A 15,643-nucleotide genomic window follows, 5' to 3' on the forward strand; every position below is an offset into this window, starting at 1 on the left:
AACCCGGACGGCGTCGCACACGAACCCGTGCCCCACAAAAACGCCACCCCGAGGAGTGGCGCTGTTGCTGGGCCAGGGCTGGAAAAACCGCCCGCGTCAGGTGCTCAAGCCTTTTTCAGCAGGTCCAGGGCGACGTCGACAATCATGTCTTCCTGGCCGCCGACCATGCGCCGCTTGCCCAACTCCACCAGGATATCCACGGTCTTCAGGCCATAGCGTGCGGCCGCCAGCTCGGCGTGGCGCAAGAAGCTCGAATAGACCCCGGCATAACCCAGGGCCAGGGATTCACGATCGACCCGTACCGGGCGATCCTGCAACGGCCGCACCAAATCATCCGCGGCGTCCATCAAGGTGTAGAGGTCTGTGCCGTGGTTCCAGCCCAGACGCTCGGCGGCGGCGATAAACACCTCCAGCGGCGCGTTGCCGGCACCCGCGCCCATCCCGGCGAGGCTGGCGTCGATGCGGTCGCAGCCCTCCTCCACCGCGGTGATGGAGTTGGCCACGCCCAGGGACAGGTTGTGGTGGGCATGCATGCCGGTTTCAGTCTCTGGCCTGAGCACCGCCTTGAATGCGCGAAAACGCTCGCGCACATCCTGCATGGTCATCGCCCCGCCGGAGTCGGCCATGTACACACAGGTCGCGCCGTAGCTTTCCATCAGCTTGGCCTGCTGCGCCAGGTGCTCGGGCGCGATCATGTGGCTCATCATCAGGAAGCCCACGGTGTCCATGCCCAGTTCCCGGGCGAATTCGATGTGCTGCCTGGACACATCGGCTTCGGTGCAATGGGTGGCGACCCGCACCACCCGCGCACCGGCGTCGTAGGCGGCCTTGAGGTCGTGCACGGTGCCGATGCCCGGCAGCAGCAAGGTAGCGATCTTGGCGTGGCTGATGACATCGGCCGCCGCTTCGATCCATTCCAGGTCGGTGTGGGCGGCGAAGCCGTAGTTGAAGCTCGACCCCTGCAGGCCGTCGCCGTGGGCGACTTCAATGCTGTCGACCCGGGCCAGGTCCAGGGCGCGGGCAATGTCCTGCACGTTCTTGATCGAGTACTGATGGCGCACCGCGTGGCTGCCATCGCGCAGGGTCACATCGGAGATGTACAGTTTTTTACCGGGGTTGAAGGTCATCACGGTTCTCCTCAGGCCTTGAGCATCGACTGGGCCATGCGCTCGGCAGTGGCCAGGGCGGCCGAGGTCATGATGTCGAGGTTGCCGGCATAGGCCGGCAGGTAATGGGCGGCGCCTTCGACTTCAAGGAAGATCGAGGTCTTGAGCCCACTGAAGGCGCCCAGGCCCGGGATGTGCAGCGGGGCTTCGGGGCTGATCACCTCGAACTGCACCTGTTGCTTGAGCCGATAGCCCGGCACATAAGCCTGCACTGCAGCCGCCATTTCACTGATCGAGGCTTCGACCAGCCCCTGGTCGGCAGCCTCGGACAGCACGAACACCGTGTCACGCATCATCGGCGGCGGTTCGGCCGGGTTCATCACGATGATTGCCTTGCCCCGGGTCGCGCCGCCAATGGCTTCAATGGCACGCGAGGTGGTTTCGGTGAACTCGTCGATATTGGCGCGAGTGCCGGGGCCGGCCGACTTGCTGGCAATCGAGGCGACAATTTCCGCGTAGTGCACCTTGGCCACCCGCGACACGGCCGCGACCATGGGAATGGTCGCCTGGCCGCCACAGGTCACCATATTGACGTTGAGCCGGTCGAGGTTCTGCTCCAGGTTCACCACCGGCACGCAGTATGGGCCGATGGCCGCCGGGGTCAGGTCAATCAGGCGGATGCCCGGCTTGACCGAGCGCAAAAATGCATCGTTCTTGACGTGGGCGCCGGCACTGGTGGCGTCGAACACAAAGTCGATATCGGCAAACTCCGGCAAGCGCACCAGGCCTTCGATGCCCTCATGGGTCACGGCAACCCCAAGCCGGGCAGCGCGGGCCAGGCCGTCAGAGGCCGGGTCGATACCGACCATGGCGCCCATTTCCAGGAACCTGGCGTTGCGCATCACCTTGATCATCAGGTCGGTGCCGATATTGCCCGGACCTACGATCGCGACTTTCAGTTTTCTACTCATGCAAATACTCCAGGACGGCGGGCATCCGTGCCCGCCTGAACGATCAGGTGGCCTGTTCCAGCGCGGCGGAATGCGCGGCCGAGGCTTTCTTTTCCAGTTGGGTGTAGACGATGTAGGTCAGGACCACGCCGCTCAGCATCACCGCCGAAAGGAAGTACAGGCCCGAGGACAAGGTGCCGGTGTATTCCTTGAGGGCGCCGATCCCGAACGGACCGATGTAGCCGCCCAGGTTGCCGAACGAGTTGATCAAGGCGATGCCGGCCGCCGCCGTGGCCCCGGACAGGAAGCGCCCCGGCAAGACCCAGAAGATCGCCGTCACCGAGAACAGACTGAACGCGGTCAGGCACAACGCCGCCAGTTGCATCCCCGGCACTGTCAGCCAGGCACTGAGGAACAGGCCCAGAGCACCGAGGATGTAGAGCACGGTGAGGTGGCCATATCGGTCATTTAGGCGATCGGAACTGCGCGGCACCAGCAGCAGGCCGATCACCCCGAACACATAGGGAATCGCCGAGATAAAACCGGTGCTCAGGTCACTGCCGCCAAACTGATGCACCAGGGTCGGCAGCCACAGGCTCAGGCCGTAGGTGCTCAGGGTGCTCGGCAGGTACAACAGGGCCAGGATCAGCACCCGGCGGTCGGTCAGTGCCCGCAGCGGGTTGGTGTGTTCGGTCTGGCCATATTCCTTGCGGTCCTTGTCCAGTTCGCCAAGCAGCCACTGGCGATCGGCCTCGGCCAGCCAGCGGGCATCCTTGGGGGTGTCGGGCAGGATCTTCAGCGTCGGCCATGCCAGCACGATGGCCGGAATACCGATGGTGATAAACAGCCATTGCCAGCCCGCCAGGCCACCGATGCCATTCATGCCCAGCAACCAGCCCGCCAGCGGCCCGGTGACCATCAACGCGATCGGTTGCGAAAGGATAAAGAAGCCCAGCACCTTGCCCCGGTTGCGCACCGGGAACCAGCGGGTGATGTAGTACAGCACGCCCGGGAAGAACCCGGCCTCCGCCGCACCCAGCAGGAAACGCATCACATAGAAGCTGTAGGGCCCGGTGACGAATGCCATGCCCACGGTGATCAGGCCCCAGGTAATCAGGATCCGCGCGAACCAGCGGCGCGCGCCAAAGCGCTCGAGCAAAAGATTGCTCGGGACTTCAAAGATGAAGTAGCCGATGAAGAACAGGCCCGCACCAAAGCCGTAAGCCATATCGCTGAGGCCGATGTCGGCGTTCATGTGCAATTTGGCGAAGCCCACCGCAGAGCGGTCGATGAAGGCAACGAGGTACAGCAGGATCAGGAAGGGAATCAACCTGAGCGTCAACGTGCGAATGATCCGAGCTTCCGGATTCATAGTCTTCTCCAAATTGTTTTTGTTATGGGGTCGTCAGCCCCCGACCGATCCCAGCGTCGAATGCGCTCGGTGTCGATCAGGTGGAGAGACAATATAGTAATACTATTTAACGCACAACGATTTCAAAAAGGCTTTTTATCGGGTAGATTTGGCAAAACAGCCTGCAATTAGTCATACAATAAGAGTGACCGCACCATGACCGATAAAAAAGTACCCCTGCGTTCCGCCCAATGGTTCGGCACCGCCGACAAGAACGGCTTCATGTACCGCAGCTGGATGAAGAACCAGGGCATCCCGGACCATGAGTTCCAGGGCAAGCCGATCATTGGCATCTGCAACACCTGGTCCGAGCTGACCCCCTGCAACGCCCACTTTCGCAAGATCGCCGAACACGTGAAAAAAGGGGTGCTGGAGGCCGGTGGCTTCCCGGTGGAATTCCCGGTGTTCTCCAGCGGCGAATCCAACCTGCGCCCCACCGCCATGCTCACGCGCAACCTGGCCAGCATGGACGTCGAGGAAGCCATTCGCGGCAACCCGGTGGACGGCGTGGTGTTGCTGACCGGCTGTGACAAAACCACCCCGGCCCTGCTGATGGGTGCTGCCAGCTGCGACGTGCCGGCGATCGTGGTCACCGGCGGGCCGATGCTCAATGGCAAACATAAAGGCAAGGACATCGGTTCCGGGACCGTGGTCTGGCAAATGCACGAAGCCTATAAAGGCGGGCAGATCAGCCTCGACGAATTCCTCTCCGCCGAAGCCGGGATGTCGCGCTCGGCCGGCACCTGCAACACCATGGGCACCGCTTCGACCATGGCCTGCATGGCCGAAGCCCTGGGCACCTCGTTGCCGCACAACGCGGCGATCCCGGCGGTGGATTCGCGCCGTTATGTGCTGGCCCACCTTTCAGGCATGCGCATCGTCGACATGGTCCGCGAAGACCTGCGCCTGTCGAAGATCCTGACCAAGGCCGCGTTCGAAAACGCGATCCGGGTCAACGCCGCCATCGGTGGCTCGACCAACGCCGTGATCCACCTCAAGGCCATTGCCGGGCGCCTGGGCGTCGAGCTTGACCTTGAAGACTGGACCCGCATCGGCCGCGGCACCCCGACCATCGTCGACATGCAGCCTTCCGGGCGCTTCCTGATGGAAGAGTTCTACTACGCCGGCGGCCTGCCCGCGGTGATTCGCCGCCTGGGCGAAGCCGGCCTGCTGCCCAACCCGGACGCTCTGACTGCCAATGGCCAGAGCCTCTGGAAAAACTGCCAGGCGTCGCCGCAATACAACGACGAAGTGATTCGCCAAATCGACAACCCGCTGGTGGCCGATGGCGGGCTGTGCATCCTGCGCGGCAACCTGTCGCCACGGGGTGCGGTGCTCAAGCCTTCGGCCGCGACCCCGGCGCTGATGCAGCATCGCGGCCGGGCGGTGGTGTTCGAGAACTTCGACGACTACAAGGCGCGCATCGCCGACCCCGAACTGGACGTCGACGAAACCTGCATCCTGGTCCTGAAGAACGCCGGGCCCAAGGGTTACCCGGGCATGGCCGAAGTCGGCAACATGGGTTTGCCGCCCAAGGTCCTGGCCAAGGGCGTGACCGATATGGTGCGCATCTCCGACGCCCGCATGAGCGGCACCGCCTACGGCACCGTGGTTCTGCACGTGGCGCCGGAAGCCGCTGCCGGGGGGCCTCTGGCCGCGGTGCGCAACGGTGATTTCATCGAGCTCGACTGTGCCGGCGGCCGCCTGCACCTGGACATCAGCGACGAGGAACTGCAAGCGCGCCTCAGCGACCTGAAGCCGGACACCAGCGCCAAGATCTTCTCCAGCGGCTATAGCCGGCTGTATGTCGACCACGTGCTGCAAGCCGACGAAGGCTGCGACTTCGACTTCCTGGTCGGCTGCCGCGGCTCCGAGGTGCCTCGCCACTCCCATTGACCCGTAACCCTGTAGCCACTGCCGAACCTGCGAGGCTGCGCTGGCCCTCAACCGCCACGCAATACCCCCGCTGCAACACCGGCGTCTTCAAGGACCAGCGCAGCCTCGTTCCTCGGCAGCGGCTACAGGATTTGCGACAAACCGTGGCGCTGCTGAAAACAGCACGGCGGCGGAGTATCAAAATCATCCAAACCCGCGCCGACTGTGCGGTCCATGGCGGCTGAATCCGCCAGGAGCGATGCTATGATGCACGGCATTTCGCCAGAGCAACGTTGCTGTTATGGATTACCAGACGCCCAAACCACGTAAAAGCATGCATGCCCAAATTGTCCAGGAACTGGGCATGCACATCGTTTCCGGCCGCTTCAAGCCGGAAGAGAAGCTGCCATCGGAGGCCACGTTGTGCGAGGAGTATCAGGTCAGCCGGCCGGTATTGCGCGAAGCAACCCGGGTGCTCAGCGCCAAGGGCCTGGTGTACTCCAAGCCGCGGGTCGGGACCGTGGTGCGGCCGCGTGTCGAATGGCACCTGCTGGACCCGGATGTACTGTTCTGGCAGATGCAGTCCACACCCCACAGCGAGTTCTTCAACACCCTGGCCGGGGTGCGGCGGATTCTCGAACCGGAAATCGCCGCCCTGGCAGCGACCACCGCCACCGATGCCGACATTGCGGTCATCGAACACGCCTACCAACGCATGGAAAACGCCCAGACCCGGCAGGAGTTGCTGCAGCCGGACCTGGACTTCCATCGGGCCATCGCCGACGCAACCCACAACGACCTGCTGGCCTACATGTGCAACATGCTGTCGTTGCCGCTGCGCGAATCGATCAACGTCACCAACCTGCGCCCCAATACCCAGCAGCTCAGCCTGCCGCGGCACAAGGCGATCCTCACCGCGATCAAGAACCGCGACGCCCTGGGCGCGCGGCATGCCTCGCTGGTGCAACTCGACGACACCCGCGTCGCCCTCGATACCGTGATGAATGTCCTGACGCCGCTGTAGCGCCGCCGGGCCATGCGCCAGGGGTCGGCGACCGGGCTTTTTCCCCAAGGAGCCAGTCATGACCCCATCACACCCCCTGCCCCAAGCCTTCCTTGACGCCATGCACCAGCTGCTCGGCGATCGTTTCAGCACCGCCACCGCCGTGCGCGAACACCACGGGCGCGACGAGTCGCTGTACGACCCGGTACTGCCGGATGCGGTGGCCTATGCCCACAGCGTCGATGACATCAGCGCCATCCTCGGCCTGTGCCATCAACACCGGGTGCCGGTGATCCCCTACGGCAGCGGCTCGTCCCTGGAAGGCCACCTGCTGGCGGTACACGGCGGCATCAGCCTCGATGTGTCGGCCATGGATCAGGTGCTGAGTTTCGAACCGCAAGACCTGAGCATCACCGTGCAACCGGGCATCACCCGCAAGGCGCTCAACGAATACCTGCGCGCCAGCGGGCTGTTCTTCCCCATCGACCCCGGTGCCGATGCCAGCATCGGCGGCATGTGCGCCACCCGGGCTTCCGGTACCAACGCCGTGCGCTACGGCACCATGCGCGAAAACGTATTGGGCCTGACTGCAGTGCTGGCCGACGGCCGGGTGATGCGCAGCGGCTCGCGGGCGAAAAAATCCTCGGCAGGCTATGACCTGGCACGGCTGTTTATCGGCAGCGAAGGCACCCTCGGCGTGATCAGTGAAATCACCCTCAAGCTGCACCCGCAACCCGAGGCCATCAGCGCCGCCGTGTGCAGCTTCGCCTCGGTCGAAGGCGCGGTGCAGACAGTGATCGAGACCATCCAGATGGGCGTGCCGGTGGCCCGTGCCGAACTGGTCGACACCTTGGCGATCCAGGCCCTGAACCGTCACTTCAAGCTGACCCTGCAAGAATCCCCGACCCTGTTCCTGGAATTCCACGGCAACGCCGCCAGCGTCGCCGAACAGGCGCAAACCGTCGAAGAGCTGGCCGACGGCAACCAGGGCACCGGCTTCCAGTGGGCCACCCAGCAGGAAGAACGCAACCGCCTGTGGAGTGCGCGGCACAACGCGTTGTTCGCCTTCCTCCAGCTCAAGCCCGGTTGCCGCGCCCTGTCCACCGATGTCTGCGTGCCGCTGTCGAAGCTCGCTGAATGTGTGGTCGGCGCCGAAAACGACCTGCGCCAGTCCTACCTGCCGGCACCGATCTTCGGCCACGTCGGCGACGGCAACTTCCACGTCTGCCTGCTGCTCGATCCGAACAAACCCGAAGAATTGGTAGAAGCCGAACGCCTCAACCACGCCATCGTCCACCGCGCCCTGGCCGCTGGCGGCACCTGCACCGGGGAGCACGGCGTGGGCTTGCACAAAATCGATTTCATGGTCGAGGAGCACGGCCAGGTGGCCATCGACACCATGCGCGCGATCAAGCAGGCACTGGACCCGCAGAACCTGATGAACCCGGGGAAGATATTTCGCCGCCTGGGCTGATCGCCGAGCAGGCGCACCCTGGGCATGCTCTGCAATAAAAAAGGCCGACCGTCATCAACGGTCGGCCTTTTTCGTATGGCCGGTCAGTTTCAGCTCAGGGCGTCACGGCTGCTGACGCTGTCCACCAGGCGCTGGATGCCCAGGGGGTTGGCGTTTTTCAGGGCCTCGGGCAGCAGGCTGTCCGGGTAGTTCTGGTAGCACACCGGGCGCAGGAAGCGATCGATGGCCAGGCTGCCGACTGAGGTGCCGCGCGGGTCGGAGGTGGCCGGGTAAGGACCGCCGTGGACCATGGCCTCGCAGACTTCGACGCCGGTCGGGTAGCCGTTGAGCAGCAGGCGCCCGGCCTTCTCTTCCAGCAGGCTGAGCAGGCCGCCGAAGACCTCGAGGTCCGCCGGCTCGGCGATCAGGGTCGCGGTCAGTTGCCCGCGCAGGCCGTGCAGGGCCTGGGTCAGCTCGGCCTGATCGGCCACCTCGACCACCACCGTGGTGGGGCCGAACACTTCTTCCTGCAACAACGGGTCGCCCTTGAGCAGCAGCCCGACATCGGCCTTGTACAGTTGGGCATGGGCCTGACGCCCCGTTTGCGCGGTGCCGGCCAGGTGCTCGATACCGGCATGGGCCTGCAGGTTGTCGAGGCCGTGGCAGTAGCTTTTCAGGCCGCCGGCATTGAGCAGGGTCTGCGCCGGTTGCTCATTGAACAGTGCGACCAGGTGCTGCAGGAAGTCGCTGAACTGCGGCGAACGAATGCCGATCACCAGCCCCGGGTTGGTGCAGAACTGCCCTGCCCCCATCACCACCGAAGCTGCCAGTTCCTTGGCGATGGTCGCGCCACGCTGCTTCAGCGCCTCAGGCAGCAGCATCATCGGGTTGATGCTCGACATCTCGGCGAACACCGGGATCGGCTGCGGGCGCGCAGCCGCCATGTCGCACAGGGCGCGACCGCCGCCCAGGGACCCGGTAAAGCCCACGGCCTGGATGGCCGGGTGCTTGACCAGCCACTCACCGACGCCCGCACCGTAGATCATGTTGAACACCCCGGCCGGCATGGCGGTTTTCTCGGCGGCGCGGATGATCGCATCGGCCACCCACTCGGCCGTCGCCATATGCCCACCGTGGGCCTTGAACACCACCGGGCAACCGGCGGCCAAGGCCGCCGCGGTATCGCCACCGGCCGTGGAGAACGCCAGGGGGAAGTTACTGGCACCAAACACCGCCACCGGGCCCAGGCCGATGCGGTACTGGCGCAGATCCGGCCGTGGCAGTGGCTGACGATCAGGCAACGCGCGGTCGATCCGCGCACCATAGAAATCGCCTCGACGCAGAACCTTGGCGAACAGGCGCATCTGGCCGCTGGTGCGTCCGCGTTCACCCTGGATCCGGCCCGCCGGCAAGGCGGTTTCCTGGCACACCTGGGCGACGAATTCATCACCCAGGCCGTCGATCTCGTCGGCAATCGCTTCCAGGAACTCGGCACGACGGGCCGCCGACAGGTTGCGAAACGCCGGATAAGCAGCCTTGGCCGCCAGGGCTGCGGCGTCGACTTCGGCCTCGGTGGCCTGATAAAAATCGAATGGCAGGGCCTCGCCGGTGGTGGCGTCATGGCTGCGCAGGGTGACCTTGCCTGCGGCGCTGCGGGTGCCTGCGATGTAGTTTTGACCGCTGATGCGCGTCATCTGTTGCTCCTTGACCTGATAGAGGGAGGATAAGTGAACGGGCTCAAAGTGCCCTGACTGTCCCTGGTGCCAGGGGTTCGGCCTGCGCGGCAATCCCGTTGCGCAAGGGCGCGCCGAACTCGCTCATTTCGATCTCGAACGTGTCGCCCGGCCGAGCCTCGATCCCGTCGGCAAACGACAGGGTGGCGGTGCCGAAATAATGCACGTGGACATCACCGGCCCGCAGGAACTGCGCGTACTTGAAATGGTGGTATTCGAGGTTTTCCAGGCTGTGGCACATGTTCTCCTCGCCCGAGAGGAACTCCTTCTCCCACAGCACCTGGCCAGCGCGATGGATGCGGCTGAAGCCCGACAGGTGCCTGGGCAGCTCGCCCAGGCGCAATTCCGGGCCGTAGGCACAGCGGCGCAACTTGGAGTGCGCCAGGTACAGGTAGCTGCGGCGCTCCAGCACATGGTCGGAAAACTCGTTGCCCAGGGCATAACCCAGGCGATACGGCAGGCCGTCATGGCCGATGACATAAAGGCCGACCAGTTCCGGTTCTTCGCCGGCGTCTTCGGCAAAGGTCGGCACGGCAAAGTCCGCGCCCGGGCGCACGACAATGCTGCCATCGCCCTTGTAGAACCATTCCGGTTGCGCCCCGACCTTGCCGCTGCCCGGCTTGCCGCCTTCGACGCCCCATTTGAACATGCGCAGGGTGTCGGTCATGGTCGACTCATCCTGGGCCTTCTGCTGGTGCATCTTGTCCCGGGTCGAGGCGCTGCCCAGGTGGGTCAGGCCGGTGCCGCTGACCAGGCAATGGGCCGGGTCGACGTGGTCCAGCGGTGGCAGCACGCGGCCGTCCTGCAGCAGCTGCGCGTACAGCGGGCCGGCTTGGCTGCCCTGTTGCAGCACCTGCTCCTGCAGGCTGCGACCCGCGGCAATCGCCGCCAGGGCCAGCTCGCGGGTGGAACTCGCCTGGTTCACGGTGAGGATTCGCTCACCTTCGACAATGCCGACGTGGCGTTCACCGGTGGTGCTCTCAAACTGAATCAATCGCATGGCAGGGGCCTTCTTTGGGCAGGAGTTTGTTAGGGGCATGGGCTGAGCATCAGCCGTGACATGCGCCACTTTACGAATCGCCCCGCAGGCTGCCTAATGAGAACCCCTGCCCTCGCGATAACTTTTAGTCATCCCCATGATCGCTTCCCTACCCTCTTTGGTTTCCCGTCTGCGCCTGCGCCAGTTGCGCCTGCTGATTGCCCTGGAGGAACACGGCTCGTTGCACAAGGCCGCCGAACAGGTGGCGATCACCCAGCCCGGGGCGACCAAGGCCCTGAATGAGATCGAGTCGGCGTTCGGTACTCGGCTGTTCACCCGCACCAGCCAGGGTCTTGAACCCAATGACCTGGGACGCTGCGCGATCCGCTATGCGCGTTTGATCCACAGCGACCTGGCGCACCTGCGCGAAGAAATGCTCGGCATCCTCCAAGGCCAGGGCGGGCGCATTTCGGTGGGCATCATCATGGGCGCAGTGCCGATGCTGGTCAGCAGCCTGGCGCGACTGCGGCTGACCCAACCCGAGCTGTCGGTGGAAATTGTCGAAGACACCAGCGCCCGCCTGCTGGGCCTGATCGACCAGGGGCGCCTCGACCTGGCGATCTGCCGCACCAGCGTCAGCCCACGTCCGCAAGCCTATGACTGCCAGGTGCTGAACCAGGAACAGCTGCGGGTGGTGGCCAACCCCCGGCACCCGCTGGCCCAGGCCGAATCGTTGCAGTTGGCGCAGCTGCAGGGTTATGGCTGGATCATCTACCCGGCCAACATGCCAATGCGCCTGGTGCTGGAACGGGAGTTCAGCGAGGCCGGCCTGGAGTTCCCGCGATTCCCCCTGGAAACCGCCTCGACCTTCACCACCCTGATGCTGCTGCAGCAGGACCCGCAGTTGATTGCACTGATGCCCGAAGAAGTCGCCGAAGCCGCCGCGCGCATGGGGGTGCTGGTGTCCCTGCCGCTGCACATGCGCTCGCGCAGCGAACCCTATTCCCTGGTGACCCGTCAGGGCGTGCAGCTGTCGCCGAGTGCCAGGCTGCTCTGGGACACCCTGCAGGACGCCGACTAGGCCAACTGCTGATACAGCGTCATCGGCAGGCGGATGCCCTCGTTCAACGCCCGCGCATACGCCTGCTGCTTGGCCTGCCCCGGATGATGAATGCCCAGGGCCGCCAGGCGCTGCATCTGCTGCGCCAGGCGCTTCTCGAACTGCTCGTCGAGCAAGTGCGGAGCAATGGCGATCACCAGCAACCCCGAGCCTGGCGATTGCGTACCGCTGCGAAAGTCCGGCGCGTCCAGCGACCAGTTGCCGCCACCGACGCAGCCCGCCAGCACTTCGACCATCAACGCGATATTGGCCCCACGGCTGCCGCCAAAGGCCAGCAAGGCGCCGTGCATGGCCTCCCGCGCGCTCAGGGTCGCAGCGCCCTGGGCATCGACCGCCCAGCCGGCGGGGATCGCCTCGCCGGCCTGCGCCGCCTTGAGGATATTGACGAACGCCGTGGCGCTGCTGGCCTGGTCGATCAGCACCTGGCGCCCATCGCCACTGGGTGCGGCGAACGCCAGGGGGTTGGTCGAATACATCGGCTGGCGCTGGCCGAGCACCGTCAACAACGGCGGACCGTTGCAGAAGGCCAGCGCCACCAGGCCCTCGGCAGCCAGGCGCCGGGTGTAGTAGCCCAGCTCGCCGCAGGTAAAGCCGTTGTGTTGGGCGAACAGGCTGATACCCAACTGCCGGGAGTTGTCGCACAGGGCGCCAAACGCCTGGTCGAAACCCAGTTGCGCGATGCCCTGGCAGGCATCGCTGCGGAGCATCGCCGGGGCGACCTGAGTGATCAGCGGTTGCGCGGCGCAGGCAATGCGCCCGCTGACGAAACCGCTCAGGTAGTCGGGCAAGTGCTCGAAACCGACGCTGGCCAAGCCATGGGCGTGGGCCGACACCGTGGCCTCGGCCAGGGCTTGGGCCACCTCCTGGCTGGCGCCGGCAGCCAGGCAGCACTGCCGGGCAAACGCCCGGGCCTCTGGCAACGACAGGTGCTTGAACGCTGCGGGTGATTGCATGGGCTCTCCATCAAGGCCGGGGATGAGGTTGCCGGTTACTCCACCAGGCGTGGCGCACCGACGTCAGCGGCCTGCTTGTCGAGGCCGAACGAGCCGAGGATTTCAGCAATCTCGCCCGAGGCATGCAAGGCCTCGATATTTTCATTCAGCGCCAGGCCCAGCGCGGTGTTGGCCTTGGTGTGGGGGAAGCCGGTCTGCCCCGGTTCCAGGGTCGCCTTGACCCGTGGGTCGGGCTCCGAGACCTTGATGCTCTTGCCCTGGTACGCGCCCTTCTGCTGCGACGCCACGCCCACGGCGAAGCTGTCCACACCCACGGCGATGCGTTTTGACGCCAGGTCCTGGGCCATGGCCACCGGGTTGGGGTACAGCACCAGGTTGTCGCCAAAGGTCTTTTTCAAGTCGTCGACCCACAGGTAGCCCTGCACCGTGCCGATGCGCTTGCCCTCGAGCTCGGAGATTTTCGAAAAGCCCTCACTGGAGATGATGCCCATCACGTCCAGGTACAGCGGCGCGGACAATCCCAGGGCCTTGCTGCGCTCGGCGGTGCGGTACCAGTCGCCGATACCGACATCGGCCCGCCGCGCGATCACCGACTGGATCACCGCTGCCGGGTCGACCACCGTGGCCTTGATCTCCAGGCATTCGCGGGCGGCGATGCGCTTGATGATCTCGCCGTCGACCCCGCTCAACTGGTTGCCCGGCCCGGGGATCGAGTACGGCGGGAAGACCCAGGCGGCGACTGTCAGCACCCCCGGGGTCAGGGTTTCAAACTGATGGGCCGGCTTGCAGTCCGCCTGGGCCGCGCCGGCCATCAGGGTGGAACAAAGGACGGCCCAACGGGTCATGCATTTGAAGGAGCTAATCATGGCTTCACCTGTGCAAGGGTTGCATTAAGAGAGCAGCAGCCGAAAAACGGCCCGAGTCGGTCATGCGTGCTGGCTGGGTGCCAGTCTTTTCTCCAGTGCCGCCACGCCCAGGGTCGCAGGCGCACAAACAGCGGCATACATCAGGCCGGCCAGGGTCAGCACCGGCATGTACTCGAACGTGGATGAACCAATGGCCGAGGCGCGGCTGACGATCTCCGGCAGCGCGATGGTGAAACACAGCGACGAGGCCTGGAACATCATGATCGAGAACCCGAGCAACGATGGCAGCGCCACTCGCAGCGCCTGGGGCAGGATGATGAAGCGCAGCGCATCGAGGCGATTCAGGCCAATCACCTCGGCCGCCTCGTTCTGGCCCTGGGCCACCGCCTCGATACCGCCACGGATGATCTCGCTGGTATAGGCCGCCGTGCAGTAGGCCAGCGCCAGGGCCGCGGCCCAGAACGAGCTCAGGGTCAGGCCCGCCGAGGGAAGGCCGAAATAGAAGTACTGCAACAGGATCAACGCCGGTGCGCCGCGCCCCAGTTCGACAATCAGCAGCGAGGGGTAGCGCACCACCCGGCGCGGTGCCGACACGCCCAGTGCCAGCAGCAACCCCAGGACCACCCCCAGCGCCAGGCTGACGGCGGTGACCTGCATCGACAGCACAAAGCCCTTCCACAGCTCGGGAAACCAGGCCAGCCACATCGTCAGGAGCTCGCTCATCGGGCAATCCTCTGTTTCAGGGTGGCCGCCAGCCAGCGCGAGAACAGCGCCACCGGCACGCTCAGAATCAGGTAGACCACGGCCGCCGCGCTGTACACCCCCAGCCCTTGAAAGGTCTGCTGGGACATCTGGTACGCCTGGAAGCTGATATCGCCCACGCCGATGGTCGAGGCCACGGCCGAGTCCTTGAGCAGGCCGATGGCATAGGTGGCCGAGGTGGGAATGGCGATGCGCACCAGTTGCGGCAGGACCACATCAAAGAACCGCTGGGGGGCCGAGAGGTTGAGCACATGCGCTGCCTCGTACTGGCCCTGGGGAATCGCGGCAAAGGCCCCGCGATAGACCTCGGACATATGCGCCGCGGTGATCAGCCCCAGGCCCAGCACCGCCGCGGCAAAGGGCGACAAGGCGATGTAGCCGCCACCAATGCCGAAGAAGATGAAAAACAACCAGACAATCGGCGGAATCGACCGCAGGGTCAGCACCAGCATCGCCGCCAGCCAGCGGCAGAATTTCAGGTTCGACATGCGCAGGGCGCAGAGCGGAAAGCCCAGCACCATGCCAATGCAGAAGGCGCCCAGGGTCACGGCCAGGGTCCAGGGCACACCGCGCAACAGGACCAGCAGAATATCCAGCATCAGCGATTCCTCACGGCCTGGAGAAACTGCACCACCCGCGCATGCTGCGGCTCGCGCATCACCTGGGCGCTGGGCCCCTGCTCGATAATCCGCCCTTCGGCCATCACCACCACCCGGTCGGAAACGGTCTCGGCAAAGTGCATCTCATGGGTCACCACCAGCATCGACATGCCCTCGCGCGCCAGCTCCTTCATCACCGCCAGCACTTCCAGGCCCAGCTCGGGGTCGAGGGCCGAGGTCGGCTCGTCGAACAGCATCAACTCCGGGTCCAGGGCCAGGGCACGGGCAATGGCGATGCGTTGCTGCTGGCCGCCGGAGCAGCGCGCCGGGTAGGTATTGGCCTTGTCCGCCAGGCCGACCCGGTCCAGCAACTGCAAGGACCGGGCATCCGCCTCCCTGGCGCTGCGGCCCAGGGTGCGGATCTGCGCCAGGCTGACATTGCGCAGCACCGTGAGGTGCGGAAACAGGTTGAACGACTGGAACACCATGCCGATGCGCCGGCGCAGCTTGAGCAACTCGCTCCTGGGCAGCGGGCGCCCGGCTTCGATGTGCACCCCGGCCATGCTGACCCGACCCCGAGTCGGCGGTTCCAGTTGGTTGATGCAGCGCAACAGGGTGCTTTTGCCGGAGCCGCTGGGGCCGATGATCGCCACCACCTCGCCCTTGGCCATTTCAAAGCACACATCATGCAAGACGGGATAAGGGCCGAACTGCTTGTGGATCGCATCCAGGCGCAGGAACGGTTCGGCGCTGGACACCGGGCGCGGCGCCAGGGCGGCGGCGCTTTCGATCACGGTCATGCTGCTCATTGTTTTTTTCTCCGGACAGGGTAG

General features: G+C 64.9%; 14 protein-coding genes. 4 read left to right on the plus strand and 10 right to left on the minus strand.

Annotated elements, in window-relative coordinates; all coding sequences use genetic code 11:
• Window positions 1–104 precede the first annotated feature (104 nt).
• From dmpG to JFU57_RS25310, 3 genes are read right to left on the minus strand one after another with little or no spacing between them, the layout of a single operon-like run.
• Window positions 105–1,127 (minus strand): 4-hydroxy-2-oxovalerate aldolase, encoded by a 1,023-nt coding sequence (gene dmpG, locus JFU57_RS25300; RefSeq protein WP_201131167.1) that lies wholly within the window; start codon window positions 1,125–1,127, stop codon window positions 105–107.
• Between the two features lie 11 nt (window positions 1,128–1,138).
• A complete protein-coding gene (locus JFU57_RS25305) occupies window positions 1,139–2,077 on the minus strand; it encodes an acetaldehyde dehydrogenase (acetylating) (protein ID WP_078474088.1) in 939 nt (312 codons plus the stop codon).
• Between the two features lie 43 nt (window positions 2,078–2,120).
• Complete coding sequence (locus JFU57_RS25310; protein ID WP_201131168.1) at window positions 2,121–3,428, minus strand: MFS transporter; 1,308 nt, start codon at window positions 3,426–3,428, stop codon at window positions 2,121–2,123.
• 195 nt (window positions 3,429–3,623) lie between these two features.
• Here JFU57_RS25310 and JFU57_RS25315 point away from each other — a divergent pair, with 195 nt between their 5' ends.
• The 3 genes from JFU57_RS25315 to JFU57_RS25325 all read left to right on the plus strand — a co-directional run bounded on the left by JFU57_RS25315 (window position 3,624) and on the right by JFU57_RS25325 (window position 7,819).
• Window positions 3,624–5,363, plus strand: coding sequence for an IlvD/Edd family dehydratase (locus JFU57_RS25315; protein ID WP_020294811.1), 1,740 nt, complete (start codon window positions 3,624–3,626; stop codon window positions 5,361–5,363).
• A gap of 280 nt (window positions 5,364–5,643) precedes the next feature.
• The gene (locus JFU57_RS25320; RefSeq protein WP_020294812.1) at window positions 5,644–6,366 is read left to right on the plus strand and encodes a FadR/GntR family transcriptional regulator; all 723 of its coding nucleotides are present in this window, start codon (window positions 5,644–5,646) and stop codon (window positions 6,364–6,366) included.
• Between the two features lie 58 nt (window positions 6,367–6,424).
• Window positions 6,425–7,819: an FAD-binding oxidoreductase gene (locus JFU57_RS25325; RefSeq protein ID WP_201131169.1), complete on the plus strand. Its 1,395-nt coding sequence runs from the start codon at window positions 6,425–6,427 to the stop codon at window positions 7,817–7,819.
• An 89-nt stretch (window positions 7,820–7,908) separates the two neighbouring features.
• Here the strand turns inward: JFU57_RS25325 and JFU57_RS25330 are convergent, their stop codons facing one another.
• Window positions 7,909–9,492, minus strand: a complete 1,584-nt coding sequence (locus tag JFU57_RS25330) for an aldehyde dehydrogenase (NADP(+)) (RefSeq protein ID WP_201131170.1) — start codon at window positions 9,490–9,492, stop codon at window positions 7,909–7,911.
• A 43-nt stretch (window positions 9,493–9,535) separates the two neighbouring features.
• Window positions 9,536–10,531, minus strand: coding sequence for an AraD1 family protein (araD1, locus tag JFU57_RS25335; RefSeq protein WP_201131171.1), 996 nt, complete (start codon window positions 10,529–10,531; stop codon window positions 9,536–9,538).
• A 136-nt stretch (window positions 10,532–10,667) separates the two neighbouring features.
• Here araD1 and JFU57_RS25340 point away from each other — a divergent pair, with 136 nt between their 5' ends.
• Window positions 10,668–11,591, plus strand: coding sequence for a LysR family transcriptional regulator (locus tag JFU57_RS25340; protein ID WP_201131172.1), 924 nt, complete (start codon window positions 10,668–10,670; stop codon window positions 11,589–11,591).
• Here the strand turns inward: JFU57_RS25340 and JFU57_RS25345 are convergent.
• From JFU57_RS25345 to JFU57_RS25365, 5 genes are read right to left on the minus strand one after another with little or no spacing between them, the layout of a single operon-like run.
• Entirely contained in the window at window positions 11,588–12,583 is a 996-nt protein-coding gene (locus JFU57_RS25345; RefSeq protein WP_201131173.1) for an Ldh family oxidoreductase, read from the minus strand. The genes JFU57_RS25340 and JFU57_RS25345 overlap by 4 nt on opposite strands.
• 35 nt (window positions 12,584–12,618) lie before the next feature.
• Window positions 12,619–13,449, minus strand: coding sequence for an ABC transporter substrate-binding protein (locus JFU57_RS25350; RefSeq protein ID WP_078474095.1), 831 nt, complete (start codon window positions 13,447–13,449; stop codon window positions 12,619–12,621).
• 60 nt (window positions 13,450–13,509) lie between these two features.
• On the minus strand, window positions 13,510–14,172 hold the full coding sequence (locus JFU57_RS25355) for an amino acid ABC transporter permease (protein WP_078474096.1): 663 nt from the start codon (window positions 14,170–14,172) through the stop codon (window positions 13,510–13,512).
• On the minus strand, window positions 14,169–14,810 hold the full coding sequence (locus JFU57_RS25360; RefSeq protein ID WP_078474097.1) for an amino acid ABC transporter permease: 642 nt from the start codon (window positions 14,808–14,810) through the stop codon (window positions 14,169–14,171). The genes JFU57_RS25355 and JFU57_RS25360 overlap by 4 nt, the downstream gene beginning before the upstream one ends.
• Complete coding sequence (locus JFU57_RS25365; RefSeq protein WP_078474098.1) at window positions 14,810–15,619, minus strand: amino acid ABC transporter ATP-binding protein; 810 nt, start codon at window positions 15,617–15,619, stop codon at window positions 14,810–14,812. The genes JFU57_RS25360 and JFU57_RS25365 overlap by 1 nt, the downstream gene beginning before the upstream one ends.
• Window positions 15,620–15,643 lie beyond the last annotated feature (24 nt).

The sequence above is a fragment of the Pseudomonas sp. TH07 genome (assembly GCF_016651285.1).
Lineage (GTDB): Bacteria > Pseudomonadota > Gammaproteobacteria > Pseudomonadales > Pseudomonadaceae > Aquipseudomonas.